The 25467-nt window shown below is 67.0% G+C and carries 27 protein-coding genes; 12 read left to right on the forward strand and 15 right to left on the reverse strand.

Annotated elements, in window-relative coordinates; translation table 11 throughout:
- Positions 1-2 precede the first annotated feature (2 nt).
- The 3 genes from ACP7AR_RS06250 to ACP7AR_RS06260 are packed head-to-tail and all read left to right on the forward strand — an operon-like array spanning position 3 to position 2079.
- A complete protein-coding gene (locus tag ACP7AR_RS06250; RefSeq protein ID WP_426183830.1) occupies positions 3-737 on the forward strand; it encodes a PspA/IM30 family protein in 735 nt (244 codons plus the stop codon).
- A 60-nt stretch (positions 738-797) separates the two neighbouring features.
- Positions 798-1595: an arginase family protein gene (locus tag ACP7AR_RS06255; protein WP_426183832.1), complete on the forward strand. Its 798-nt coding sequence runs from the start codon at positions 798-800 to the stop codon at positions 1593-1595.
- A gap of 10 nt (positions 1596-1605) precedes the next feature.
- Positions 1606-2079: a Fe-S oxidoreductase gene (locus ACP7AR_RS06260; protein ID WP_426183834.1), complete on the forward strand. Its 474-nt coding sequence runs from the start codon at positions 1606-1608 to the stop codon at positions 2077-2079.
- Here the strand turns inward: ACP7AR_RS06260 and ACP7AR_RS06265 are convergent.
- From ACP7AR_RS06265 to ACP7AR_RS06275, 3 genes are read right to left on the reverse strand one after another with little or no spacing between them, the layout of a single operon-like run.
- The gene (locus ACP7AR_RS06265) at positions 2076-2546 is read right to left on the reverse strand and encodes an SIP domain-containing protein (protein ID WP_426183836.1); all 471 of its coding nucleotides are present in this window, start codon (positions 2544-2546) and stop codon (positions 2076-2078) included. The genes ACP7AR_RS06260 and ACP7AR_RS06265 overlap by 4 nt on opposite strands.
- A gap of 34 nt (positions 2547-2580) precedes the next feature.
- Entirely contained in the window at positions 2581-3303 is a 723-nt protein-coding gene (locus ACP7AR_RS06270) for a tyrosine-protein phosphatase (RefSeq protein WP_426183838.1), read from the reverse strand.
- A complete protein-coding gene (locus tag ACP7AR_RS06275; RefSeq protein ID WP_426183840.1) occupies positions 3300-3776 on the reverse strand; it encodes a carboxymuconolactone decarboxylase family protein in 477 nt (158 codons plus the stop codon). Before ACP7AR_RS06275 ends, ACP7AR_RS06270 begins: the two co-directional genes overlap by 4 nt.
- A gap of 159 nt (positions 3777-3935) precedes the next feature.
- Here ACP7AR_RS06275 and ACP7AR_RS06280 point away from each other — a divergent pair, with 159 nt between their 5' ends.
- From ACP7AR_RS06280 to ACP7AR_RS06305, 6 genes are all read left to right on the forward strand, one after another.
- Positions 3936-4865 (forward strand): alpha/beta fold hydrolase, encoded by a 930-nt coding sequence (locus ACP7AR_RS06280; RefSeq protein ID WP_426183842.1) that lies wholly within the window; start codon positions 3936-3938, stop codon positions 4863-4865.
- Between the two features lie 107 nt (positions 4866-4972).
- Positions 4973-6487 carry an ABC transporter substrate-binding protein gene (locus ACP7AR_RS06285; protein ID WP_426183844.1) on the forward strand — a complete coding sequence of 505 codons (1515 nt, stop codon included), beginning with the start codon at positions 4973-4975 and terminating at the stop codon, positions 6485-6487.
- A gap of 7 nt (positions 6488-6494) precedes the next feature.
- A complete protein-coding gene (locus ACP7AR_RS06290; protein ID WP_426183846.1) occupies positions 6495-7445 on the forward strand; it encodes an ABC transporter permease in 951 nt (316 codons plus the stop codon).
- Complete coding sequence (locus ACP7AR_RS06295; RefSeq protein ID WP_426183848.1) at positions 7445-8311, forward strand: ABC transporter permease; 867 nt, start codon at positions 7445-7447, stop codon at positions 8309-8311. The genes ACP7AR_RS06290 and ACP7AR_RS06295 overlap by 1 nt, the downstream gene beginning before the upstream one ends.
- The gene (locus tag ACP7AR_RS06300) at positions 8308-9099 is read left to right on the forward strand and encodes an ABC transporter ATP-binding protein (protein ID WP_426183850.1); all 792 of its coding nucleotides are present in this window, start codon (positions 8308-8310) and stop codon (positions 9097-9099) included. The genes ACP7AR_RS06295 and ACP7AR_RS06300 overlap by 4 nt, the downstream gene beginning before the upstream one ends.
- A 53-nt stretch (positions 9100-9152) precedes the next feature.
- Positions 9153-9914 (forward strand): ABC transporter ATP-binding protein, encoded by a 762-nt coding sequence (locus tag ACP7AR_RS06305; RefSeq protein WP_426187661.1) that lies wholly within the window; start codon positions 9153-9155, stop codon positions 9912-9914.
- Here ACP7AR_RS06305 and ACP7AR_RS06310 read toward each other — a convergent pair.
- From ACP7AR_RS06310 to ACP7AR_RS06320, 3 genes are read right to left on the reverse strand one after another with little or no spacing between them, the layout of a single operon-like run.
- Positions 9868-10485, reverse strand: coding sequence for a GNAT family N-acetyltransferase (locus ACP7AR_RS06310; protein ID WP_426183852.1), 618 nt, complete (start codon positions 10483-10485; stop codon positions 9868-9870). The two genes, ACP7AR_RS06305 and ACP7AR_RS06310, sit on opposite strands and share 47 nt — an antisense overlap.
- A 9-nt stretch (positions 10486-10494) precedes the next feature.
- Complete coding sequence (locus ACP7AR_RS06315; RefSeq protein ID WP_426183854.1) at positions 10495-11196, reverse strand: uracil-DNA glycosylase; 702 nt, start codon at positions 11194-11196, stop codon at positions 10495-10497.
- Between the two features lie 6 nt (positions 11197-11202).
- A complete protein-coding gene (locus ACP7AR_RS06320; protein WP_426183856.1) occupies positions 11203-11988 on the reverse strand; it encodes an SDR family oxidoreductase in 786 nt (261 codons plus the stop codon).
- A 147-nt stretch (positions 11989-12135) separates the two neighbouring features.
- Between ACP7AR_RS06320 and ACP7AR_RS06325 the strand changes: the two genes are divergently transcribed.
- Entirely contained in the window at positions 12136-13458 is a 1323-nt protein-coding gene (locus ACP7AR_RS06325) for a bifunctional o-acetylhomoserine/o-acetylserine sulfhydrylase (RefSeq protein WP_426183858.1), read from the forward strand.
- 80 nt (positions 13459-13538) lie between these two features.
- On the opposite strand, the gene ACP7AR_RS06330 is transcribed toward ACP7AR_RS06325, so the two are convergent.
- Positions 13539-14468 (reverse strand): endonuclease domain-containing protein, encoded by a 930-nt coding sequence (locus ACP7AR_RS06330; RefSeq protein WP_426183860.1) that lies wholly within the window; start codon positions 14466-14468, stop codon positions 13539-13541.
- 261 nt (positions 14469-14729) lie between these two features.
- Here ACP7AR_RS06330 and metX point away from each other — a divergent pair, with 261 nt between their 5' ends.
- On the forward strand, positions 14730-15938 hold the full coding sequence (gene metX / locus ACP7AR_RS06335) for a homoserine O-acetyltransferase MetX (RefSeq protein WP_426183862.1): 1209 nt from the start codon (positions 14730-14732) through the stop codon (positions 15936-15938).
- Between the two features lies 1 nt (position 15939).
- On the opposite strand, the gene ACP7AR_RS06340 is transcribed toward metX, so the two are convergent.
- The 5 genes from ACP7AR_RS06340 to ACP7AR_RS06360 are packed head-to-tail and all read right to left on the reverse strand — an operon-like array spanning position 15940 to position 20253.
- The gene (locus ACP7AR_RS06340; protein ID WP_426183864.1) at positions 15940-16578 is read right to left on the reverse strand and encodes an NUDIX hydrolase; all 639 of its coding nucleotides are present in this window, start codon (positions 16576-16578) and stop codon (positions 15940-15942) included.
- A gap of 38 nt (positions 16579-16616) precedes the next feature.
- The gene (locus tag ACP7AR_RS06345) at positions 16617-17828 is read right to left on the reverse strand and encodes an MFS transporter (RefSeq protein WP_426183866.1); all 1212 of its coding nucleotides are present in this window, start codon (positions 17826-17828) and stop codon (positions 16617-16619) included.
- A gap of 9 nt (positions 17829-17837) precedes the next feature.
- Entirely contained in the window at positions 17838-18155 is a 318-nt protein-coding gene (locus ACP7AR_RS06350; RefSeq protein ID WP_426183868.1) for a thiamine-binding protein, read from the reverse strand.
- Positions 18156-18196: 41 nt separating this feature from the next.
- Positions 18197-19420 carry a hypothetical protein gene (locus tag ACP7AR_RS06355; RefSeq protein WP_426183870.1) on the reverse strand — a complete coding sequence of 408 codons (1224 nt, stop codon included), beginning with the start codon at positions 19418-19420 and terminating at the stop codon, positions 18197-18199.
- Entirely contained in the window at positions 19417-20253 is an 837-nt protein-coding gene (locus ACP7AR_RS06360) for an ADP-dependent NAD(P)H-hydrate dehydratase (protein ID WP_426183872.1), read from the reverse strand. The genes ACP7AR_RS06355 and ACP7AR_RS06360 overlap by 4 nt, the downstream gene beginning before the upstream one ends.
- Before the next feature lie 50 nt (positions 20254-20303).
- Here ACP7AR_RS06360 and ACP7AR_RS06365 point away from each other — a divergent pair, with 50 nt between their 5' ends.
- Positions 20304-21371: an NADH:flavin oxidoreductase/NADH oxidase gene (locus ACP7AR_RS06365; RefSeq protein ID WP_426183874.1), complete on the forward strand. Its 1068-nt coding sequence runs from the start codon at positions 20304-20306 to the stop codon at positions 21369-21371.
- 29 nt (positions 21372-21400) lie between these two features.
- On the opposite strand, the gene ACP7AR_RS06370 is transcribed toward ACP7AR_RS06365, so the two are convergent.
- The 3 genes from ACP7AR_RS06370 to ACP7AR_RS06380 form a co-directional block, all read right to left on the reverse strand.
- Positions 21401-22462, reverse strand: a complete 1062-nt coding sequence (locus ACP7AR_RS06370) for a hemolysin family protein (RefSeq protein ID WP_426183876.1) — start codon at positions 22460-22462, stop codon at positions 21401-21403.
- Entirely contained in the window at positions 22459-23778 is a 1320-nt protein-coding gene (locus tag ACP7AR_RS06375) for a hemolysin family protein (RefSeq protein WP_426183878.1), read from the reverse strand. Before ACP7AR_RS06375 ends, ACP7AR_RS06370 begins: the two co-directional genes overlap by 4 nt.
- 142 nt (positions 23779-23920) lie before the next feature.
- Entirely contained in the window at positions 23921-25381 is a 1461-nt protein-coding gene (locus ACP7AR_RS06380) for a GuaB1 family IMP dehydrogenase-related protein (protein ID WP_426183880.1), read from the reverse strand.
- Between the last annotated feature and the right edge of the window lie 86 nt (positions 25382-25467).

The following is a 25467-nucleotide window of genomic DNA, read 5'->3' on the forward strand; positions in this document are numbered from 1 at the left end:
CCATGACCAAGCAGTCCATCTTCGGTCGCATCTCCACCCTGGTGAAGGCCAACATCAACTCGATGATCGACTCCGCGGAAGACCCGCAGAAGATGATCGATCAGCTCGTCCGCGACTACACCAACAACGTCGCCGACGCCGAGGCGGCGATCGCGGAGACCATCGGCAACCTCCGTCTCCTGGAGCGCGACCACGAGGAAGACGTCCAGTCCGCGAAGAACTGGGGCAACAAGGCTCTCGCTGCGAGCCGCAAGGCCGACGAGCTGCGCAAGGCGGGCGACGCCGCCGATGCGGACAAGTTCGACAGTCTCGCGAAGATCGCCCTGCAGCGCCAGATCGGTGCAGAACGCGAAGCCACCGGCGCTGAGCCGACCATCGCCGCGCAGACCGAGGTGGTCGACAAGCTCAAGAGCGGCCTGAACGGCATGAAGGACAAGCTCGGCGAGCTCAAGAACAAGCGCAGCGAGCTTCTCGCCCGCGCCAAGGTCGCAGAGGCACAGACCAAGGTGCAGGATGCGGTCTCGTCGATCAACGTCTTGGACCCGACCAGCGAACTCGGCCGTTTCGAAGACAAGGTCCGACGCCAGGAGGCGCTCGCCCAGGGCAAGGTCGAACTCGCAGCGTCCAGCCTCGACGCGCAGTTCGAGAGCCTGGACGACCTCGGTGAGCTGACCGAGGTGGAAGCACGGCTCGCCGAGCTGAAGTCCGGCGCTCCGCAGTCGCAGATCGAGTCCTGAGACTCATGATGCCCCGGGCCGCAGCGCCCGGGGCATCCCCGTTCACTTCTGGAGGTCCTTGTGGCCAGATTCCTCGTGGCACCGCAGTGGCAGGGCTCCCCTGCCCCTCGCGCGATGCTTCTCGTCGACGGTGCATCCGCCATCGCCGGTGACCTTCCGCGCAAGGCGACGACGGTGCTCGACGTTCCCCTCGAGGCCGGCGACTCGCTCGGCACCCGCGTGCACCGGTTGAGCTCGCTGCAGCGCGTCCGAGAGCTGATCGCGCAGCAGATCGACGCTGACACCGTCCTCATCGGCGGCGATTGCAGCGTGACGGTGGCCGCGCTCGATCCGATCGACCGCGAGGGCCTCGCGGTCGTCTGGTGCGATGCGCATCCCGACCTGCACACCCCGGAGACCTCGCCCTCCGGAGCATTCTCCGGCATGGCGCTGCGCGCGGTGCTGGGCGAGGGCGAGCCGCAGCTCGCGTTGTCCCCCGGCATTCCCCGCGAACGGATCGTCACAGTGGGCGCCCGCGTCGTCGACGACGATGAGGAAGACCCTCTCAGTGGCCTCGCTCAGCTCTCCGTCGACGATCTCGACGATGTGGATGCTCTGGCCGACGCCGTCGCCGCAACCGGCGCGAGCCGGGTCTGGGTGCACATCGATGTCGATGTCCTCGATCCCGCCGAACTCGCAGGAGTCTCATCAGCTGCTCCCTTCGGCGCCAGCACGGGCGCCCTCAGCGCTGCCGTGCGTGCCCTGCGTGCACGAGTGCCTCTCGCAGGTGCGACCATCGCCGGCTTCGCGCCGCGGTCAGCCGGCGACGCCGTGCAGGACCTCGGCGCGATCCTTCGCCTCGTCGGCGCAGTCGCATGAGTGACGTCGTATGAGTGACGACTGGCGGACCGTTGCCGACGCCGCCCTCGTGCGCGGTCGACGATTCGATCGTCGCATCCCGGCCTTCCTGCTGCGCTCACCGATCAGCCGCCTCGGCTACGCGTGGGGAACCGCAGTCGGCTGGGCCTGGGGATCGATATGGAGCACAGGACGAGTCGAACGGCGCGGCGGACTCTGGGTTTTCCAGGGGATGCCCCGATGGACCTTCAACCGCGGCGGTGTGTGCGTGGGAGGCTGCTTCCTGACAGGAGACGCCAGGCCGAGCGATGCCGTCCTTCGTCATGAGGCCGTACACAAGGCGCAGTGGTTGCGCTATGGATTCCTGATGCCGATTCTGTACCTCTTCGCGGGTCGAGACCCGCTGCGCAATCGGTTCGAGATCGAGGCAGGACTGGAAGACGGCAACTATGTGCGGCGCCCTTCGATGAGCTCAGGGACCAGGCGCGGCCCACGGCCCGTTTAACGGTCGAGCGGAAGAAGGCCGAAGCGCTCCGGGGCGTGGATCGTGGATGCCGGGACGCCGAGTGCGCCCGTGAGGTGCTCCACGATGTCGGCGGTACCGAGATAGCCCCCGAGCAGGGTCACGTGCGTCGGGTTCTCGCCGTCGCACAGCATCTCATCCGCCCACGCGCAGGTCGCGCGCGCGATCGCCTCGCCGGGAGCGCAGGATCGTCCGCTGCCAGGGGCACCGGAGCGCGACGAGCGGGTGAGCCAGGTCACCGTCATACGGGCTGGTGCCTCGACGATTCCGACGTCACTCGCCTCCGGCACCTCGATGAAGATGCGTCCCGATGCGCACAGCGGGAGCGTCACGAGGAAGGCTTCGAGTTCTGCCAACGAGTTCTCGTCAGCCGTCACCAGGTAGTGCGCGCGCAGACGCTCGGCGCGACGCCGCGCGCGTCCGGTGCGGACATCGATGGAGGTCGTCATGATTCCTCCATGCTAACACCGATGAAGGGTTGCCTTACCTACCCGCGATTCCTTCGTCCACGAGCGCCCGGCGCAACGCGTCGAGCTCGTCATCGGTCATGCCGTGCGCTGTGAGGTATCCCGCCGCTGAACCCCAACGTGCATCCACCTCATCGAGAAGCCGTCGCATCACATCGGCGGGCGACAACGTGGCCAACGCCACTGCGTGCTTCGCCTCCGGATGCTGCACCTCGAGGAATGCCACGATCCTGCGGTTGCGCTCCTGCGGAAGCATCGACGCCGTGAGGGCGTAGTCGCTGATGATCGCCTCGCGATCCGCGCCCACAGCCGCAAGGGCGAGCGCGATGGTGACGCCTGTACGATCCTTGCCGACCGTGCAGTGCACGAGTGTCGGTTCGCCCCTGGCGATGATGCGAATGGCATCGGCCAACCGCTCTCCACTCTCCTCGAGCAACTGGAGGTACATCTCCTCAAGACTCATGTCGTCGTCGAAGAACGACGCGACGGAACCGAGGAAGAGCGGGAGGTGCGTCGTGGCGATGTCCTTCGTCGCAGACGGAGCGCCAGCGACCTCCTGACCATCGCGGAGATCGACGATATGCGAGACGCGCTGTTCCAGCTCGGCAACGCCCTCAGGAGTGGCCGCCACCAGATTTCCCGACCTCAGCAGTCGCCCCTCGCGGATTCGCCCACCTTCGGCCGGCATGCCGCCGACGTCCCTGACGTTGAAGACGCCGTCGATGCGAACGATCGTCACGCCGGTGCCTGCACCGCACGGGGCGGAACCGGATAGCGGCCGGCCACGACGACCCTGTTGAAAGCGTTGATCGACACGCAGGCCCAGCTGAGAGCTGCGTACTCCTTCTCTGTGAACACGCTTCCCACCCGGTCGTACACGTCATCGGGGATGCCGCCGTCGTGGATGAAGGTGAACGCCTCCGCGAGCTCCAGCGCCGCCCGCTCGCGATCCGAGAACACACCGCTCTCACGCCACGTGGGAATCTGCAGGAGCGTGTCGGGGTCGATACCGGCGGACGATGCACGATCGAAGTGGATCCTGGTGCAGTAAGCGCACCCGTTCAGCTGAGAGCAATGGATCATCACGATCTCTTTGAGGCGATCATCGATGCCGTTCGCCTTGCAGATCTCGCCCACCGTACGAGAGAACGCATCCAATGCCTGATAGGCGGCCGGTTCCGTCTTCGACAAGTGCACTCGCGTCTCGCTCATACCTCAATGATACGGTCCGCCGTCGCGCACTGCTCAGCAGTAAGAAATGCATAATGTCGTAATGAGACGCGCACAGTTGGGCATAATAGTCAACTTCTACCGACATCCGCTTGCCTTAATGTTCTCGCATTTCGCACGAGCATGGTCTCGGGGCAGAATATGGTCGTGGCGACAGAGACCAGTGAGTTCAGCTATCTTCCGCATCAGGCGCAGGCGCTGAACGTGCCTGTACCTCCCGTCGAACGCGTGGCACTCCGCCTCGCCGACGGACGAGAGCTGAGTGCCCTCCGCTTCGGCGACGCGCTGCCCGTGATCACCCTGCTGCACGGGGCGGGCCTCAACGCGCACACATGGGACACGACCGCACTGCTGCTGCAGCAGCCGGTGCTGGCTATCGACCTGGCCGGACACGGCGACTCGAGTTGGCGGACCGATCTGGACTACTCGCCGCGCACGCTCGCGGCCGATGTCATCGACGCGCTCGAGACCTGGTCTGTCGAGCCGCAGATCCTGGTAGGCCATTCCCTCGGCGGCCTGACTGCCGCTGCCGTGGCATCCGCTCGTCCTGATCTGGTTCGAGAGCTGATCACGGTGGACATCACCCCGGGTATCGACACCTCCGCAGGTCCGGCCGCTCTGCGTCAGTTCTATGAGGGGCCGACCGACTTCGCCTCCCGCGACGAGCTCGTTGACCGCGCCATGTCCTTCGGCCTCGGTGGCTCGCGTGCCGACACCGAGCGCGGCGTCTTCTTCAATTCCCGCATCCGTGCCGACGGCCGCGTCGAGTGGAAGCACCACTTCGCTCATCTCGCCGCTCAGGTGTTCGCGCCGACCGCTGACGACGCTGAGAGAGGCATGCCGACTCCGATCCTGCACAGCACGGGCTGGGACGATCTCGCCCAGACCGAGGCGCCGATCACCCTGGTACGAGCCGTCTCCGGATTCGTCAGCGAGGCTGACGGGGACGAACTGCTGCGGCGTGTGCCCACTGCCCGTGTGATCGCCATGGATGCCTCCCATAACGTGCAGGAGACCGCTCCCGGCGAGCTCGCCGATCTGATCCGCGCTGCGGCGCACTCCCCCGCCTGAGGAATGTGACGCCGCGCTCCGCTGTTCTGACTCCACTGATCACCCCGTCATAGGCTCTACCGCATCGGCACACAGCAACTGCCGCCCCGAGAGGATTCCTCAATTCCATGTTCCGACGAAACAGACGTCTCGCCGTCCTGTCAGCGCTCGCCGCGACCGCCGTCATCCTGAGCGCCTGCGCAGGGTCGCCCGAGCCCGTCGAGACCTCGACCGGTGAGCCCGACTTGGACGCCACCCTCACAGTGGGCCTGGTTCTCGAGCCGAGCAACCTCGACATCCGCCACACCAGTGGAGCGGCGATCGAGCAGATCCTCATCGACAACATCTACGAGGGGCTGGTCACGCGCAGCCAGGACAACACGATCGAGCCACGTCTCGCCTCGGAGTACGAGGTCTCCGAAGACGGCCTGACCTACACGTTCACGCTGAACCCGGAGGTGACGTTCCACAACGGCACCGCGCTCACCTCGGCAGATGTCGTGGCATCCTATGAGGCCGTGCGGACCGACGCGACACTGCAGGGCAATGCCGAGTTCGCGAACGTGGCCTCCATCGCGGCACCGGATGCGGCGACTGTCGTGATCACTCTCAGCGCGCCGAATCAGAACTTCCTGTTCACGCTCACCGGACCCGCCGGTCTTGTCTTCCAGACCGGGGACAAGACGGATCTGCAGACGGCAGAGAACGGCACAGGTCCGTTCACGCTGGAGAACTGGAGTAAGGGCAGCACGATCACGTTCGCCCGGTATGACGCCTACTGGGGCGAGCCCGCCAGCGTCGCCGAAGTGGTCTTCGAGTACATCCCCGACTTCACCGCCGGCGTGAACGCCGCCCTCGACGGCAGCCTCGACGTGCTGACCGCGGTCGATCCGAACCTCGCCCCGCAGTTGGAGGACTCGGGCGACTTCGTCCTCACGACCGGCCGCACCACGGACAAGGCGACTCTGGCCTTCAACAACGCGACAGCGCCGCTCGACGACGCACGCGTGCGTGAGGCGCTGCGACTCGCGATCGACCATGAGGGTCTCGTTGAAGCGGTCGGAGCCGGTGCGACCCTCTACGGCCCCATCCCCGAGCTCGACCCCGGGTATGAGGATCTCGCCGATGTCGCCCCCTACGACCCCGATCGCGCCAAGGAACTGCTCGCGGAGGCAGGACAGGAAGACCTCGAGCTCACGCTCACGATCCCGTCGTTCTACGGCACGACGGTGCCGCAGGTTCTCGTCTCGGACTTCGCCAAGGTCGGCGTCACGCTCGAAGTCGATGCGGTGGAGTTCCCGACCTGGCTCGAGGATGTGTACACGAACAAGGACTACGAACTGAGTTTCGTCCTGCACGTCGAGCCTCGCGACTTCGGAAATTTCGCAAACCCCGACTACTACTTCAACTACGACAGCCCAGAGGTGCAGTCGCTCTACGCCGAGGCTCTCGCCGAGGTCGATGAGGACGCGTCCGCGGAGCTCCTCGCGCAGGCGGCGCGTCTCGTCTCCGAGGATCACGCCGCCGACTGGCTGTACAACGGTGCCACCATCACCGCGCGCAGCCCGCTGGTCTCCGGCTTCCCCGAGGACTCGATCAACTCGCGCATCAACCTCGCGGGCGTCGCCAAGGCCGCCGAGTAGCCACGGCGTGATCCGCTACACGCTCACACGAGGAGTCCTGCTGATCGCAGGACTCCTCGTGTCGAGCGTGCTCATCTTCCTGACTTTGAGGGTCTTCCCCGGCGACGTCGCCCAGCTCATCGCGGGCACCCAGGCCTCCCCGGCCACTGTTGAGGCGCTGCGCGAAGCGCTCGGGTTCAACCGTCCGCTTTTCGTGCAGTACGGCGAGTGGATCGGCGGCGTCCTCACCGGAGATCTCGGTACCTCTCAGCTCAGCGGCGCATCCGTCGGCGCGGAGCTCGCCGAGAAGGCGCAGGTGACCGTTCCGCTCGGCCTGATGGCCCTGGTGATCGCGATGCTGATCGCGGTGCCGTTCGGGATCCTCTCCGCGCTGTGGCGCGGCCGCGCCTCCGGCACCGCGCTCAGCGTCACTGCGCAGGCGCTGGCAGCCGTGCCGGTGATCTGGGCCGGCATGATGCTCATCGTCGTCTTCGCCGTGTGGCTGGGCTGGCTGCCTGCCCAGGGTTTTCCCCGCGGCGGGTGGGATCACCCATGGCAAGCCTTCCGCGCCCTCATACTGCCGGCGCTCACGATAGGCATCGTCGAGGGCGCGATGCTGCTGCGCTTCGTCCGCAGCGCCACCCTGCAGGCACGAGGACAGGACTTCGTCCGCACCGCCGCCGCGAAGGGTCTCAGCCGGAACCGTGCGCTCATTCAGCACGGCATCCCTGCGGTCGGTCTGTCGATCGTCACCGTCCTCGGTCTGCAGGTGGCAGGCATCATCGTCGGCTCTGTCATCATCGAGCAGCTGTTCACCCTTCCGGGGATCGGCCGGATGCTGGTCGCCGACGTCGGCACGCGCGATCTGATCAAGGTGCAGAGCGAGCTGCTCGTGCTCACGGGTCTCGTGCTCGTGATCGGGTTCATCGTCGATCTCATCCACCACTTCGTCGACCCGCGCCAGAGAGAGGCCGCCTGATGCCCCGCTGGCTGCGTGATCTGTGGAGGAGCACCACCGGACGATTCGGGCTGATCACCGTGATCGTCATCGCACTCGTCGCGCTGATCTCGCTCTTCTGGACGCCGTTCGATCCGCTTGCGGCCGACGTGCGCGATCGTTGGGCAGCACCAGGTTGGCCGCATCTGCTCGGCACGGACAACACGGGGCGCGACATCCTCAGCCTCGTCATGGCAGGAACCCGCACGACGGTCTTCGTCAGCGTCGGAGCAGGAATCGTCGCGACCGTCGTGGGGATCGCACTCGCCGCGCTCGGCGCGCTCAGCGCGCGGTGGCTGCGTGAGACCGTCGCCGTGCTGGTCGACATCCTGATCGCATTCCCCGTGCTGATCATCGCCATGATGATCTCCTCCGTCTGGGGCGGGTCGCTGTGGGTCGTCATCTGGGCGGTCGGCATCGGTTTCGGCGTGAACATCGCCCGCGTGACCAGACCCGAGCTGCGACGGGTGCAGCAGAGCGACTTCGTGCTCGCAGGCAGGGCCGCCGGCCTGACTGCGTCGCAGAACCTGATGCGCCACCTGCTGCCGAACGTCGCACCGGTGTTCATCGTCCAGTTGTCGTGGTCAATGGCGGTCGCGGTGCTGGCTGAGGCCGGTCTGTCCTACCTGGGATTCGGCGCGTCGGTCGTCGAGCCGTCGTGGGGCATCCTGCTGTCCGATCTGCAGCGGTACATCAGCATCCACCCGCTCTCCGTGATCTGGCCGGGTCTCGCCATCACGATCACGGTGCTCGCGCTCAATCTGCTGGGTGATGCGCTGCGCGAAGTGACGGATCCGACACTGCGGCATCGCAGTGCAGAGGTGCACACGCCGGCGGTGGTCGCATGAGCCTCACGGTGCAGGACCTCGTCGTGGAGATCGACGGGCGCCGCGTCATCGACGGGATCTCCTTCGAAGTGCCGGATGGTGCGCGACTCGGGCTGATCGGCGAGTCGGGGTCGGGCAAGTCTCTCACTGCGCTCGCCATCCTCGGGCTCCTGCCCGATGGCGCCACTGCGCGCGGCAGCATCCGATGGGACGGCACCGAGCTGATCGGCATGCCGGACCGTGAGCTCGCCCGCTTCCGCGGCGACGACATCGGCATCGTCTTCCAGGAGCCTCGGACCGCGCTCAACCCGATCCGCACGGTAGGACGCCAGATCGCCGAATCGGTGAGGATCCATACCGGGCTCGGGAAGCGCGAAGCCCGCGAACGTGCCGTCGCCGAGGCGACGCGAGTGCATCTGCCCGACCCGGATTCGATCGTGCAGAAGTACCCGCATCAGCTCTCGGGCGGTCAGCGTCAGCGGGTCGCGATCGCGATGGCCCTCGCCTGCCGGCCACGGCTTCTCATCGCCGATGAGCCCACCACCGCCCTCGACGTGACGATCCAAGCGGAGATCCTTCGGCTGCTGCTCTCACTCGTGGAGGAGCAGGGCATGTCGCTGATCTTCATCACTCACGACCTCGCGGTCCTCGCCCAGGTCGCGACGCATGGCGTCGTGCTCGATCAGGGGCGCGTCATCGAGGCTGCGCCGGTATCCACGCTGCTCACCGCCCCTTCATCGCCGATCACCCAGGGACTGCTGCGCGATGCCACCGCGACGCTCTGGCGACCCGAAGGCGGCGACCGGTGAGCCTGATCTCCACGCGCGGCCTCGCGCGCGACTTCCCGCTACCCAAGCGCTCGATGTTCGAGCGCGCTCGCACACAGACCGCCCTGCACCCCACCGATCTCGACATCGAGGCCGGCGAGGCGATCGGAATCATCGGCGAATCCGGCTCGGGGAAATCCACACTCGTACGGCTGCTGCTGGGCCTGGACCGTCCGACAGCGGGGAAGATCTCGATCGACGGCAAGTCGGTGGATGCCACCGGCTCCGCCCGCTCGCTGCATTGGCTGCGGAGGCAGACGGGTCTCGTGTTCCAGGACCCGTATGCCTCTCTCGACCCGCGGATGAGCGCCGGCCAGATCATCGCCGAGCCTCTGTGGGCACTCGGAATCGAAGGCGATCATCGAGCCCGCGTGCGTGAGGTGCTCGCTCAGGTCGGCCTGGAACAGGAGATGGCCGAACGCTATCCGCACGAGTTCTCCGGTGGTCAGCGCCAGCGCGTCGCTCTGGCGCGTGCGATCGCGCATCGACCGCGCATCCTGGTCGGCGACGAGCCGCTCTCCGCGCTCGACGTCACGGTGCGTGCGCAGATCCTCGAGCTGCTCGAAGGGCTGCTGCAGACAGAGGACCTGACGCTCATCCTCGTCTCGCACGACATCGGCGTGGTTCAGAACCTGTGCGACACGGTCGCGGTGATGAAGGACGGCCGCATCGTCGAGCACGGCACGACCCAGGATGTCCTGCTGCATCCGCAGGAGGACTACACCAAGCGTCTGCTGGCGGCGATTCCGGTCATCGATGGCGGGAGTGGAACAGCCCGCGACGGGACTTCGTCGTGAGCGACTTCTGCAGATAGACCGTCCCCAGCGAACGGCCGAATTTGAAGCCGACTCGCCCCATCCGTCCCACCTCGACGAAGCCGAACTTGGCGTGCAGCCTGATCGACGGCTCGGCGCCGCTGTCGCTGATCACCGCCACGATCTCTCGTAAGCCGATCTCCTCGCACGCGGTGATGAGCGCCTGCAACAGGGCGGAGCCGAGCCCCTTGCCGCCTGCGCCGGGGCCGAGGTAGATCGAGTCCTCCACGGTGTATCGGTACGCGGACTTGCTCGCCCAAGGCTGCACCAGGGCGTACCCGATCACCTGATTCGACGGCGTCACAGCGACGAGGAACGGGAGCTTGAGTTTGGTGAGCATCGCGAACTTCTCGCGCCAATACCGATGCGTGCTGCGCTTCTCATCGAAGGTCACGACCGAGTTCGCCACGTAGTGGTTGTAGATCTCTCGGACGTCGGGGAGATCTCGCAGCGCCGCAGGTCGGATCGTGAACGCGAACGTTCCGGTATCGGGCTCTGGCTCACGCAGATGACGCGGCAGCCTTCGACGTCGGTCGCCGGGTTCGAACTGCATGCGCTCAGCTTATAGTTCGCCGTCCACGCGCCAGTCCACAGCGCTCGCGCCCTGCTGCTCGAGCAGCGCATTCGCGCGCGAGAACGGCCGGGAACCGAAGAAGCCGCGATGTGCCGACAACGGGGAGGGATGAGCGGAGGCGATCACAGGCGTGTCGCCGAGCATCGGCTGCAGGTTGGCGGCATCCTTGCCCCACAGGATCGCCACCATCGGCTGGGCGCGTGCGACGAGCGTGCGGATCGCGAGCTCGGTGACCTTCTCCCAGCCCCATCCCCTGTGCGACGCCGGTGCGCCTGGGGCGACGGTCAGGACTCGGTTGAGCAGCAGCACGCCTTGATCGCTCCACGCCGTCAGATCACCGTGCGAAGCAGGAGGAATGCCGAGATCGCTTTCGCGTTCCCGGTAGATGTTGGCAAGGCTTCGGGGCAGCGGACGCACGTGACGGTCGACGGCGAACGACAGGCCTATCGGGTGCCCCGGCGTCGGGTACGGATCCTGGCCGGTGATCAGCACCCGCACATCCGCGAGCGGTCGCTGGAATGCGCGCAGCACATGGTCGCCCGTGGGGAGATAGCCGCGGCCCTCCGCCTGCTCTGTTCGCAGCCTCTCGCCGAGCCCGCTGATGACATCCGCGACCGGTGCCAGAGCCTCCGCCCAACCGCGATCGATCAGGCCCTCATCCGCCAACTGCGCGAGAGAGCGTCCAGGCATCCGCGCTCAGCCTTCGCCGCCGCGGACGCGCAACGGCCCGCGTGCCAGCAGGTGCTGCGCCGACTGGGCGACAGGACGCATCGTGATGAGGTCCAGGTTCACATGGCCTGGCGCATCCAGCGCGTACCCGATGACGTCGGCGACGTCGTGCGCGGTGAGTGGCTTCTCGACCCCGGCGTAGACGGCTTCTGCTGCGAGGCTGTCGCCGCCGAGTCGATTGAGCGTGAACTCCTCGGTGTGCACCATGCCGGGCGCCACCTCGACGACGCGGATCGGTTCGCCGTTCAGCTCCTGCCGCAGCACCTTGACGAGCATCGACTCCGCGGCCTTCGCCGCGTTGTAGCCGCTGCCGCCTGGATACGCGATCTGAGCGGCGGTCGAAGTCACGAAGACCGTGTCGGCGTGCCCATCGGATTCGGCGGCGCGGCGCAGCTGTGGGAGCATCCCGGCGACCAGGCGCTGGGTGGCCAGCACATTGACGTCGTACATCCACTGCCAGTCGGCGATGCTCGCGTCTTCGACCCGCTCCGTGCCGCGGGCGCCTCCCGCGACCTGCACCAGAGCATGCACGGGTCCTGAAGCCTCGAGTTCGGCGAGGAGCGAAGCAACGGCATCCTCGTCCGTCAGATCGCATGCGATGGCCGATGCGCCCGTCTCATCCACGAGGGTCTGCAGGCGATCCGCGCGTCTGGCGACGCCGACGACCTCCCATCCTCGCGCGCGGAGGTCGCGAACGGTCGCCTCCCCGATACCAGAACTCGCACCTGTCACCACTGCACGACGTGTCACCATGCCTCCACCGTACGACGTTTCGTCGCGGTTTCAGAGCGCGAGGATGTTACGTCACATTTCCCACACATTGTTGACAAAGGTGAGGTTGCATACGCTCTCATCAACGGCATCCGCCGTACCGACCTCAATCCGTTCCAGGGGGAACACATGTCCGCACCTGAGACCTGGCGTTTCGAGACCAAGCAGATCCACTCCGGCGCCGCGCCCGACCCCGTCACCAAGGCCCGCGCCACGCCGATCTACCAGACGACGTCGTACGTCTTCGACAGCGCCGACCACGCCGCGAACCTCTTCGCGCTTGCCGAGTTCGGCAACATCTACACCCGCATCCAGAACCCGACGCAGGATGTGCTCGAACAGCGACTCGCCGCCCTCGAAGGGGGCACCGGCGCCCTCGTCCTCGCCAGCGGGCAGGCGGCATCCACGTTCGCAGTGCTGAACATCGCAGAGGCCGGCGATCACTTCGTCGCCTCCAGCTCGATCTACGGCGGCACCTACAACCTTTTCAAGTACACGCTCGCCAAGCTCGGCATCGAGGTCACCTTCGTCGAGAATCAGGATGACGCCGAGGAGTGGCGCCGCGCCGTCCGACCGAACACGAAGCTGCTCTTCGCCGAGACGATCGGCAACCCGCGCATCAACGTGCTCGACATCCGCACCGTCGCCGACGTCGCGCACGAGAACGGCGTGCCGCTGATCGTCGACAACACGATCGCGACCCCCTACCTCCTGCGTCCGTTCGAGCACGGCGCCGACATCGTCGTGCACTCGGTGACCAAGTTCCTCGGCGGACACGGCACCACCATCGGCGGTGCGATCATCGACGGCGGAACGTTCGAGTGGTCGAAGAACGTCGAGAAGTTCCCCGGCCTCACCGAGCCAGATCCCTCCTACCACGGGGCCAGCTACACGACTGCAGTGGGCGACCCGCTCGCGTACATCATCAAGGCCCGAGTGCAGCTGCTGCGCGACCTCGGCTCGGCGATCGCCCCGCAGAGCGCCTGGAACCTCATCCAGGGCATCGAGACCCTCTCGCTGCGCATCGAGCGCCACGTGCAGAACGCGCAGGAGGTCGCCGAATGGCTGGACGGTCGCGATGACATCGCCTCGGTCAACTACTCCGGCCTTCCGACCTCGCCGTGGTACGCCAAGGCCAACGAGTACCTGCCCAAGGGCGTCGGCGCCGTGCTGTCGTTCGAGCTCAAGGGTGGAGTGGAGGCGGGTCGCGAGTTCGTGAACAGCCTGTCGCTGTTCAGCCACCTCGCCAACATCGGCGACGTCCGCTCGCTCGTCATCCACCCGGCATCCACCACGCACTCGCAGCTGTCGCCGGAGCAGCAGCTCACCTCCGGCGTCACACCGGGTCTGGTGCGTCTGTCCGTGGGCCTCGAGAACATCGACGACCTCAAGGCCGACCTCGAGCAGGCTCTCGACGCTGCCCGCCGGGTCTCGGAGGCCGCGCGCGCCTGATCGCGCTCGCTCGCCGCTCTTCGGCGTTCAAAGGAGGAAAGTGCCGGTCATACCGCAAGGAGACCGGCACTTTCCTTCTTTCATGCTCTTGAGCGGGTAGCCAGAGCTCGCCGAAGGGAAGCGAGCAGGGATGCGCCGCCGTCCTTGAGGTCGTCTTCGGTCAGTCTGATCACGATCCAGCCGAGTGCTTCCAGTTCTCGTTGACGCTGGACGTCGCGCCGCCACTGCGCCTTGTCCGTGCGATGGCCGTCGCCCTCGTACTCGATTGCGATCTTCAACTCGGGGTACGCCAGATCCACACGCCCGACAAGCCGGCCACCGTCGTGCACTTCGAACTGTATGAGCGGTTCCGGCAGTCCGGCCGTCACGATCAGAAGCCTCGTCTCAGTCTCCTTGGGCGATTCCACTCGTTCCCGTGCGAGAGGCAACGCGGTGCGCACCGTCGCGCATCCGGGAAACCGCCCCCACTGCACGAGCCGATCCGCGATCATCTGAGGAGTGGTCATCGGGCGCCGCGGCCCCAGGCCCGGATAGTCGGATGCCGTCGTGATCAGGGCGTCGATCACCACGACGGCCTGCGCCACTGTCAGTTCGGCGGCGCATGTGAAGAACGCGGCGACCGGATCGACCACGGGAACGCCCTTCAGCGTCGTGGTCTCGGCGCGATCAGACGCAAGACGGCGTCCTCTCACACCGCCGGTCTTCGGCGGTGCCGCGTCGGGCATGACCATCACAACCAGCGGCTCCTCAGCTGTCCACAATTGCGGAAGGGGGAGGCCCCACAATCGCATTCCCGTACGCCCGCCGTAACGATGCCCTCGCTTCATCCGTCGGTGGTAGCTGTACACGAACTCCGCCAACGTCTTCGGCTGCGCGGTCGCTCGCACGCCATGGAAAGGACGGTCAAGGTCAGGAGAGTTCCTCCGGGAACGCCCGACCCCGGCCTCCTCGGCCTCGCGAATGCTGAAGCTCTCCCCCAGCGTTCGCGGCAGTCGGTCTCGTGCGCGCATCCACACATCCTGAGGGAGCCGACCCGTCCGCGATGCCCGCGATCATGAACGCAGTGGATACATCGTGGTCCATCCGGACTGTGCAGGACGAGTCTGTTGATGTTCAAAGGAGGAAAGTGCCGGTTATCAGCTGATCTGATCGTCATTTTCCTCCTTTCATCATCCGGTGGTCTGGATCCGCACCCATGCCCTGCCACTGCGCCGCGGCGTCGACCGCGTAACCTTCACCGCCCGGGCACATATCCACGCGAGAATGGATGCATGGACTGGCAGAGCACCTCCGAGGACACCGTGCCATCGGCGCGCGTGACGGAGGCGGATACGCGACTGCTCCGCGCGCGGCCACCGGTCACCGGCGCGTGGCGGGACGGGGATCCGGCCGGGCGCCGCAAGTTCGCCGCCTCAGGTCCTTTCCGGACCGAGAGCGGCGTGGAGCTTCCCAGCATCCGCATCGCCTACGAGACCTGGGGCGAGCTCAACGCCGCGCGCGACAATGCGATCCTCGTGCTGCACGCCCTCACCGGCGACAGTCACCTGCGCGGCGAAGCGGGCGCAGGGCACCCGACGGCCGGCTGGTGGGAGGAGATCGTCGGACCGGGTGCTGCGATCGACACCGACCGCTGGTTCGTGATCGCGCCGAACATGCTCGGCGGCTGCCAGGGATCCACAGGCCCCGCCAGCGTCGCCCCTGACGGCTACGAATGGGCATCGCGGTTCCCGTACCTCACCGTGCGCGACCAGGTCGCAGCCCAGGTGCGTCTCGCCGATGCGATCGGCATCGACCGCTGGGCGGGCGTCATCGGCGGATCGATGGGAGGGATGCACGCGCTGGAATGGGCCGTCACGCACCCAGATCGCGTCGATCGCCTGGCCGTGCTCTCCTCTCCCCCCGTCAACACCGCCGATCAGATCGCGCTGAACTCGGTGCAGCTGGAAGCGATCCGCATGGACCCTCGATTCCAGGGTGGCGAGTACTACGACCTCAGCGACGGAGAGGGCCCGCACCGTGGTCTCGCGCTCGCCAGACGGATGGCACTGCTCAACTACCGCAGCCCCATCGAGCTGAACCAGCGCTTCCAGCGCTCCTGGCAGTCCGAGGTCTCACCCCTCGGACATGGCGGCCGCTTCGCCGTCGAGTCCTACCTCGACTTCCACGGCAACAAGTTCACCCGTCGCTTCGACGCGAACAGCTACCTGACACTCGTGGAGGCCATGAACTCGCACGATGTCGGGCGCGGTCGAGGTGGAGTCGAAGAGGCGCTGCGCACCGTGACCGCCAAGACCCTCGTGCTGGGAATCGACACTGACCGACTTTTCCCCGTCGACGGGCAGCACCGCATCGCACGCAGCATCCCGAACACGCTCGACGGCCACGAGGCTGTCGTGCTCGCCAGCGACTTCGGACACGACGGCTTCCTCATCGAGACCGAGGCCGTCGGCGCACACCTGCACCGGCTGCTCGACGCCTGATTCAGCTGCGCAGATAGTTCCAGGGAAGCGCGGCGGTCTCCAGCCGGTGCCGGCCTCCCCCGCCCTCCGGATGCTCGACGTCACCGCCCCAGACGAACACCCCACCCGCGACGATGTGCGTCGCGTAGAGCTCGGGAACGGATGCCGCGGCAAGCGCATCGGAGACACTCTCGGCCTGCGCGAGCGACTGCAGCGTCACCCACGTCGGTGGGAACAGTCGCAGCTCGCCTGCTGCGTGGAGCCCGAGCGCCTCGTCCGGTGTCAGCCACCGCGCGTCGATGACCTCGTCCGGTGCGAGCACCGGTTCGGTGTCAGGAGCCGCCGCGAGGAAGAACCACGTGCGCACGCGCTTGGGTGCTTCGAGAGGCGGCACCCAGCACGAGAGCGCGACGAGGTCGGCGGGGCGGATGCCCACCTCCTCCTCGCACTCACGGATGGCTGCGTGCGCGGCGACCGCCTGCTCGCCGGCGTCGGCGAGAACCGCGATGACGTCGGCGTCTTCGACGACACCTCCAGGGAAGACCCAACCTCCGGCGAACGATCCGTGATCGGGGCGACGGACCAGCAGGGTCTCCACCCCGCCGTCCTGACGATCGCGCAGCAGCACGACGGTTCCCCCCACCGGCATCATCGCGTCCATGACCTCACCCTACGGGGATGGAGGCACGCGTGCCCGGCTCAGACCGCGACGGCGACGCGGTCCACTCGGAGGGCGACCGCCGTGATCGTCAGTCCGACCACCGCGAGCGCGGCGCCGACCCACGCCGGTGCCGTGAAACCCCAGCCGACAGCGATCACGACGCCGCCGAGGAACGCACCGAGGCTGTTGCCGATGTTGAGCGCCGAGTGGTTCATCGCCGCCGCGATGGACTGATTGTCTCCGGCCACGTCCATCAGGCGTGTCTGGATCGCCGGGCTCAGAACCGAGGAGACCAGCCCCACTGCGAAGGCGAAGATCGCCAGCAGGATGATCTGGAAGGACAGCAGTGCCAGCAACCCGAGCACGACAGCGAGACCGCCCATCCCGAGCAGCAGCGTCAGGCGCAGGTCGCGGTCTGCCAGATATCCGCCGAGCAGATTGCCGACCGTCATACCGAGTCCGACGATCACGAGGACGATCGGCACTGCCCATGCCGGTGAGCCGGCGATCTCGGTGACGAGCGGAGCGATGTAGCTGTAGACGGCGAAGAACCCGCCGAAGCCGATCGCTCCGATCCCGAGCGTGAGCCACACCTGCCCGACGCGGAACACTCCGAGCTCCGACCGCAGCGTGCGGCCGGCATCACCCGGATGCTTGGGGACGAATCTGGCGATGCAGACCGTGGCGATGGCGAACACGACCGTGACGACCAGGAACGCACTTCGCCACCCCCACTGCTGCCCGAGGAATGTGCCGAGCGGCACGCCGACGACGTTCGCGATCGTGAGGCCGGTGAGGATGAAGGCGACCCCCTTGGCACGTTTTCCCGGTCCGAGCACGTCGGCGGCGACGAGGGCGCCGATGCCGAAGTATGCCCCGTGCGGGAGCCCGGCCAGCAGACGAGAGGCCCCGACCAGTCCGAAGCTCGGCAGCACGACCGTGAGCGCGTTGAACACGGTCAATGCCAGCGCAAGGCCGATCATGACGCGATGACGCGGGAAACGGGCGACCAGACCTGCGATCGTCGGTGCGCCGATCACGACGCCGAGCGCGTACAGCGAGATGAGCACGCCCGACTGCGCGATGGCGTCCTCGTGGCTGGTCTGCCAGAGTCCTGGCAGCAGGTCCTGTGCGATCTGCGGCAGCAGGCCCATCATGACGAACTCGGTCATGCCGATGCCGAATGAGCCGATGGCGAGGGAGAGGAGCGCCCACTTCGCCGCACCCCTCGAATTGTTCGAGGGATTCACTCCTCCATGCTACTGGCCGGTGGACTCCTCGATCGCCGCCTCCAGCCGGTCGATCTTCGCATCGAGTTCTCCGCTGTATCCAGGGCGGATGTCCGCCTTGAGCACCAGTGAGACGCGCGAGCCGAACGGCATCACGGCCTCCGTCGCCCGCTTGACGACATCCATGACGGTGTCCCAGTCCGGCCCCTCGATCTCGGTGAACATGCTGGTCGTGCGGTGCGCGAGGCCGGACTCGCGGACGACCTTGACGGCTGCGGCGACCGCGTCGTGCACGGATCCGTCGGTGTTGCCGGAGCCGCCGGGAGCGACGGAGAAGGCGATGAGCATGAGGATTCCTCTCGTTGAGTGGTTCAGGGCAGTCGGAAGGTTCAGGTTCGGCGCGCCATGCGAGCCGCGGGAACCCGCACCATGGCGCGCACGCCGATCACTAGCAGGGCGACCAGCAGCAGATTGCGAACGGTCAGCACGAGCACCGGAAGCATCTCGGCGCGCAGCAGTGCGTCATAGCTCAGCGGGTAGATCAGGCAGGTCAGAGCGCACAGGACGAGCACGATCCCCGCCGGCAGTCCGGATCGAGTGCGGTCGAAGATGATCCACAGGATCACGGGGGCGATCAGCCAGGTCTGGAACTGCGGCGAGCCGACCTTGTTCGTCACGATGAGTGTGACGACGAGTGCGAGCGCCAACGGCGGGAAGAGACGAGGAAACGATGCGCCGCGCGTCGCCTTGACGATCCCGATCGCGAGCACAGCCGCCACGACGAGCACCATGACCGGTGTCAGCAGGCCCGCCAGCACCTCCGCGCCGGGCGCCGCGATCTGGAAGGTGAGGATCTCGAAGCTGTAGTCGATGGATGCTGCGCCGAAGTGCGCCATCCACAGGAACGGCGTCGCGGCAACGGCTTCGATCTGCATACCGCGCCCGGTCTGCTCGGTGAGGAATCCGAGAACATGCCGCCCCGAACCGAGGAGGAACAGCATCAGCACGATGGCAGCGCACGCCGCGGCTGCAGTGAGCAGCACCCTGATGCGTCCGCGCGCGGCGACGACGGCGGCGAGCACGAGTGCGCCCGGCCAGATCTTGATCCATGCGGCGATGGTGAGCAGCACCGTTGCGACGATGGGGCGCTTGATCAGCCAGAGCCCTCCGATCACACCCAGCGCCACGGTGACCGCGTCTATCCGGTACATCGCGATCGGCCCGAGCAGCAGCAGCGCCGCAGTCCAGAACCATCCGGCCGAACGCCGTGAGGCCGTACCGGTGCGGCCGACGAGCACGCCGAAGGCGACAGCATCCGCCGCTGTCACAAGTACCGCCCACCCGATCAGGTACGCACCCGAGATGCCGACGAGTCCCACCAGCGGCCACGCGAGAAGCTTCGCGAGCAGCATCGGCAGCAGCGCCAGCTGCGGATACACCCACGGCTCCGTGATCCCGACGATCGCGCCGCCGGTCACGGCGGAGGCCGACCACGGCTCGTAGACGAGCACGACATCGCCCATCGGCTGACTCGGGTACACCCACCCCTGCCAGGCGACAAGCACGTGCACGGCGAGGAAAGCGGCCCACAACACCGCAGTGCGCGGTCTCACGAGAGCAGGTCTTCGATGGCTGCGGGCAGCGCCTCGGCGACATCGAGCGCGACGATGGGGTGACCAGGCCAACCCGCCTCCGCCCCTGAGGCGAGCGTCGCCGCATGTCCGTGCAACCATGCGGCCGCGGCGGCGACCTGCGCCTTCGACATCCCAGGGTTGCCCGCCAGGAGAGCGCCGAGCACGCCTGCGAGCACGTCGCCCGCACCTGCGGTCGCGAGCCAGCCCGGAGCGGACGAGATCGAGATCACGAGCTCGTCCGGCGCTGCGACCAGCGTCTTCGCCCCCTTCAGAAGCACGACGCAGTCGAGGGCGTGCGCGGTCTCGGCGACATCGGCGACACGATCGCGTACGCCATGGGTCGCGAGTGCCAACTGCTCGCGCAGCCGGGCGAATTCGCCCGCGTGCGGAGTGACGACAAGAGGAGCAGTGGCGCCTGGCGCGAGATCGAGCCCGCCGGCGTCGACGACGACGGGAACAGACCCGGAGAGGATGTCGCTCAACGCGGCCGACTCCACCGCAGCTCGCTCCGCAGCGTCCGTGCCAGAGCCGATCACCCAGGAATCCACACGCGTGCGTCCGACGTCTCGTGCGGCGACCGTCTCCGGTCGGCGAGCGATCACCGCATCCGCAGCGCGGTCTTCGCCGACGAAGCGGACGAATCCTGCACCGGCGCGCCAGGCGGCTTCGACGCCGAGCACGGCGGCACCGGGATACGCATTCGAACCGGTGCGAAGGGCGACGACACCACGCGAGTACTTGTCGTCGTCGACACCGGGAACGCGCAGCAGGCGCGCGGTGTCGACCCGGGACCACTCGCGGACGTCGACCATGCTTCCACGCTAGCGCGCCGAGGGGTCTCCAGCGGCACTACGGTCGAAGGGTGAGTCAACTCTTCTCCCCGCTCAGCATCCGCTCCGTCACCTTCCCGAATCGCCTCTGGGTGTCGCCGATGTGCATGTACAGCGTCGAGGGCGGAGTGGTCGAAGAATGGCACCGCATCCATCTCGGACAGTTCGCATCCGGCGGTGCCGGGCTCATCGTCGCCGAGGCGACGGCCGTTCTTCCCGAGGGCCGCATCTCACCACGTGACACCGGCCTGTGGGATGACATCCACGCAGACGCATGGCGGCTCGTGGTGAACACGATCCACGACCGCGGGGCGCTGGCCGGCATCCAACTCGCACATGCCGGACGCAAGGCCTCGACCTGGTGGCCGTGGGCCGAGCAGCGCGGATCCGTGGCGACTGCGGACGGCGGCTGGACGACCGTGGCACCGTCGGCGATCGCGTTCGAGGGCTTCGAAGCGCCCGTCGCGTTGGACGCCTCCGGCATCGAGCGCATCGTCGACGGCTTCCGAGCCGCCGCCCGCCGCGCGCTGGACGCCGGGTTCGACGTGCTCGAGGTGCACGGTGCGCACGGCTACCTGCTGCACCAGTTCCTCTCGCCGTTGTCGAACCAGCGTACGGATGTGTACGGCGGATCGCTCGAGAACCGCGCACGCCTGCTGCTGCGCGTGGTGGATGCTGTGCGCGAGGTCGCGGGCGACGCTGCGCCGTTGTTCGTACGGATCTCAGCGACCGACCACGCCGAAGGCGGCTTCACGCCCGACGAGGCCGCGACCGTGAGCGACTGGGCTCTCGCGCATGGCGCCGACCTCATCGACGTCTCCAGCGGTGGGCTCGTCGCGCACCAGCGGATCGACGTGCACCCCGGATATCAGGTGCCGTTGGCCGAGACCGTCCGCCGGGGCGGAAGGATCCCGGTCTCGGCGGTCGGGCTCATCACGGCTGCCGAACAGGCGGAGCAGGTGATCGCGGACGGCGCGGCCGACGCGATCTTCGCCGGCCGGGAGTGGCTGCGCGACCCGCACTTCGGATTGCGTGCCGCGCATGAACTCGGAGACACGGTCGTGTGGCCGCCGCAGTACATGCGCGCCCGCTGGCGCTGACCACTGACCTGCGTCGCGTCGAGTCAGCCTCAGCGCCCGTGGACGCGACGGGTCGCGTCCTGCACCTCCCCGACGAGTTCCTCCAGGATGTCCTCGAGGAACAGCACCGCAGTGGTGTCGCCGTCGGCGTTGCGCACCCTGGCCAGATGGCGACCGGCGCGACGCATGACCGCGAGGGCGTCTTCGAGGTCGGTGTCCTCCTGCACCGGGACCATGTGGTGGATGCGCTTCGGTGGGATCTGCACGGCCGTGGTGGTCGCAGCATCCGCCCCTTCCGATGCTCGCAGGATGTCCTTCAGATGGACGTACCCCAGAGGCACATGCTCGTCATCCACGATCACGTACCGGGAGAACCCATAACGGGCAACGGCCCGTTCGATGTCGTCGGGCGTCGACGTCGCCGGCAGTGTCACCAGATCGCCCAGCGCCACAGCCACGTCGCGTGCCTTCTTGTCGGTGAACTCGACCGCCTTCGTCACCGTGCCGGATGCATCGGAGAGCACGCCCTCACGACGCGACTGGTTGACGATCGTGGCGACCTCGTCGATCGTGAAGGTAGAAGCCGCCTCGTTCTTGGGCTCGACGCGGAACAGGCGCAGCACCCCGTTCGCGGCGGCGTTGAGCACCCAGATGACGGGGTGGAACACCTTCGAGATCCATACGAGCGGCGGCGCGAGGATCAGCACAGCGCGATCCGGCACGGAGAACGCGAGGTTCTTCGGGACCATCTCGCCGAACACGACGTGCAGGTACGACACCAGCAGCAGAGCGATCACGAAACCGGTGACATCGACCACGGCATCCGCCCACCCGAGGGCGTGCATCGGTATGCCGAGAAGGTGATGGATCGCGGGCTCGGAGACGTTCAGGATCAGCAGCGAGCAGATCGTGATTCCGAGTTGCGAGGTCGCGAGCATGAGAGTCGCGTGCTCCATCGCGAAAAGCGCGGTCTTGGCAGCGCGGGACCCCTCCTCTGCGCGCGGCTCGATCTGCGAGCGACGAGCCGAGATGACCGCGAACTCCGCACCGACGAAGAAGGCGTTCGCGACGAGCAGGATCACGAGCCAGACGATTCCCATCCAGTCGCTCATCGCGTCACCTCCTCAGTCGCGACATCCACCGGCACCGGCGTGTACCGGATGCGGTCGACACGGCGACCGTCCATGCGGACTACCTGCAGCACCCCGGAGTCGAGGGTGACCTCGTCGCCGTTCGCAGGCACGCGCTCGAGCACACTCATGATGTAGCCGCCCACGGTGTCGTACACGTCTCCCTCCGGTACGAGGACGCCGGTGCGGCTTCGCAGTTCGTCCGGACGCAGTTCGCCCGGGAAAGTGATGGAGTCGCGGCCGCGGATGACGCCCGCCCTGCTGCGGTCGTGCTCGTCGGACACCTCTCCGACGATCTCCTCCACGAGGTCTTCGAGCGTGACGATCCCGGCGGTTCCGCCGTACTCGTCGACGACGATCGCGAGCTGATAGCCCTTGGCACGGAGCTCCGAGATCAGCACATCGAGGTGCACGGTCTCCGGTACCCGGAGCGGCTCGGTCGCGAGCGCGCCGACAGGCACTTCGGAACGTCGCTCGCGGGGCACGGAGACGGCGGCCTTCAGATGAACCACCCCGGTGATGTCGTCGAGGTCGTCGTCGTACACCGGGAAGCGACTGTGCCCGGTGCGCCGTGCGAGCTGGATGACATCCTCGGCGGAGTCGCCGGCGGCGATGGCGTGCATGCTGGGCCGCGGCGTCATGACGTCGTCGGCAGAGAGCCGGGAGAAGGTGAGCGTGCGGTCGAGCAGGCTGGCGGTGTCGGCTTCGAGCACCCCGGCGCTGGCGGATCGACGCACGAGCGAGGAGAGCTCCTCAGCCGTGCGCGCACCGGAGAGCTCTTCCTTCGGCTCGATTCCCATCGAACGCAGGATGCCGTTGGCGCTGCCGTTGAGCAGGACGATGGCGGGCCTGAAGACGGTCGTGAACGCGACCTGGAACGGCACGACGAGCTTGGCCGTCGCACGCGGCAGCGCGAGGGCGAAGTTCTTCGGCACGAGTTCGCCCAGGATCATCGAGAGCACAGTCGCGAGGAACATGGCGACGATGGTCGCGATCGGCGAGACCGCGCCTTCTGCGATTCCCCATCCCGTCAGCACGGGACTCAGCAGGTTCGACAGCGCCGGTTCCATCGTGTAACCGGTCAGCAGCGTGGTCAGCGTGATGCCGAGCTGCGCGGAGGAGAGATGCGTCGATGTGTGCTTGAGAGCACTGATCGTGATCGAGAGCCGGGTCTCGCCTCTGGCCTGTCTCGCTTCGAGCTCTGCGCGATCCAGATTGACGAGCGCGAACTCGCTGGCGACGAACAGTCCCGTTCCCACCGTGAGCAGAAGCCCCACGCCCAACATGACGTAATCCATCAGTGTTTCCCCTCCTCTTCGAGGAGCAGGGGCGGACAGTGGGGCGATGTACTACAACTGGGAGGGTCGTCCATGGTGCAATGATTCTACAGAATCACCTGGCATCGCTTCGTTGATTTCGCTGTGAGCGGGCGCCATGGTCCTACCAGCTGACGGGCAGCGCCTTGCCCTCCTCGTATCCGGCGGCGGACTGCCTGCCGACCAGTGCACGATCGTGGAACTCCGCGACCGAGGCCGCGCCGGCATAAGTGAACGATGATCGAACGCCCGATGTGATCATGTCGAGGAGGTCCTCCACGCCGGGGCGCAGCGGATCGAGGTAGATCTTCGACGACGAGATGCCTTCGGCGAACAGCTCTTTGCGCGCCCGATCGTACGCGTCGAGTCGCCCGAACCTCGCGTGCACCGCCTTCGTCGATGCCATGCCCCACGACTCCTTGTAGATGCGCCCATCGGCATCCGTCTGCAACTGACCCGGCGCCTCGATCGTGCCGGCGAACCACGAGCCGATCATGACGGATGCCGCGCCGGCGGCGAGAGCGAGCGCGACGTCGCGCGGGTAGCGCACTCCACCGTCGGCCCAGACATGCGCACCGAGTTCGTGCGCGGCCTGCGCCGTCTCGAGCACCGCCGAGAACTGCGGCCGTCCGACAGCCGTCATCATGCGGGTGGTGCACATGGCTCCTGGCCCGACGCCGACCTTGAGGATCGATGCGCCGGCATCGACGAGGTCGTTCGCACCGTCCGCAGTGACGATGTTGCCCGCGACCAACGGGATGCCGAGATTCAGCGCCGCGACCGTCCTGAGCGCGCGCAGCATCCCCTCCTGGTGGCCGTGCGCGGTATCGATGACGAGCACATCGACACCGGCGGCAGCCAGGGCTTTGGCTTTGGCCGCCACGTCACCGTTGATGCCGACGGCCGCGCCGACCGCCAGACGCCCGTCCGAGTCGACCGCGGGCTCGTACAACGTCGATCGCAGTGCGCTGCGTGCGCTCAGCGTTCCGATGAGGTGACCGTGCCGCACGATCGTGACGATCTCAGCGCCGGTCGCGGTGATGACGTCGAAGGCTGCACGAGGGCTCGTGACGTCTTCGGCGTCCAATGCCGGGCTTCCCGCGTGCACCAGATCACCCAGCTGCGCATCTGCCAGAGCGGTGGCGAGTCTGGTGGCCGGCAGGATGCCGTGCACGGCGGATGCGTCGATCACCTCTCCCGCGACGCCCTCTGCGACCACGATGCCGTGACCCGCTGTGGCCGGCATGAGCCGCAGCGCCTCGGCGACGGAGGCCGAAGGCGGAAGCACCACCGGCGTGTCCCATGCGACAGGTTGACGCTTCACCTCGCGGATCGCGGCATCCAGATCCTGCAGCGGCATGTCCTGCGGGAGGATTCCGAGGCCGCCACGACGAGCGAGCACCGCGGCGAGCCGAGGACCGGTGACCGAGTTCATGTTCGAGGCGACGAGCGGGATCGTCGCCGGTGTGCCGTCTCGGGGCGCGAGATCGACCTCGAGTCGACTGGTGATGTCGGAATGTCGTGGCACGAGGAAGACGTCCGAGTACGTGAGATCTACGGCAGGTTGCTCGCTGACGAACTTCATACCCCCACGGTAGCTTCACACCGGTCAGATCGGGCAGGCACGCTCGCGTATCCATGCGTGAGAACACGTTAGGCTAGAGGGCAGAG

Origin of the sequence: Microbacterium sp. TWP3-1-2b2 (assembly GCF_049896145.1) — a bacterium.
Lineage (GTDB): Bacteria > Actinomycetota > Actinomycetes > Actinomycetales > Microbacteriaceae > Microbacterium.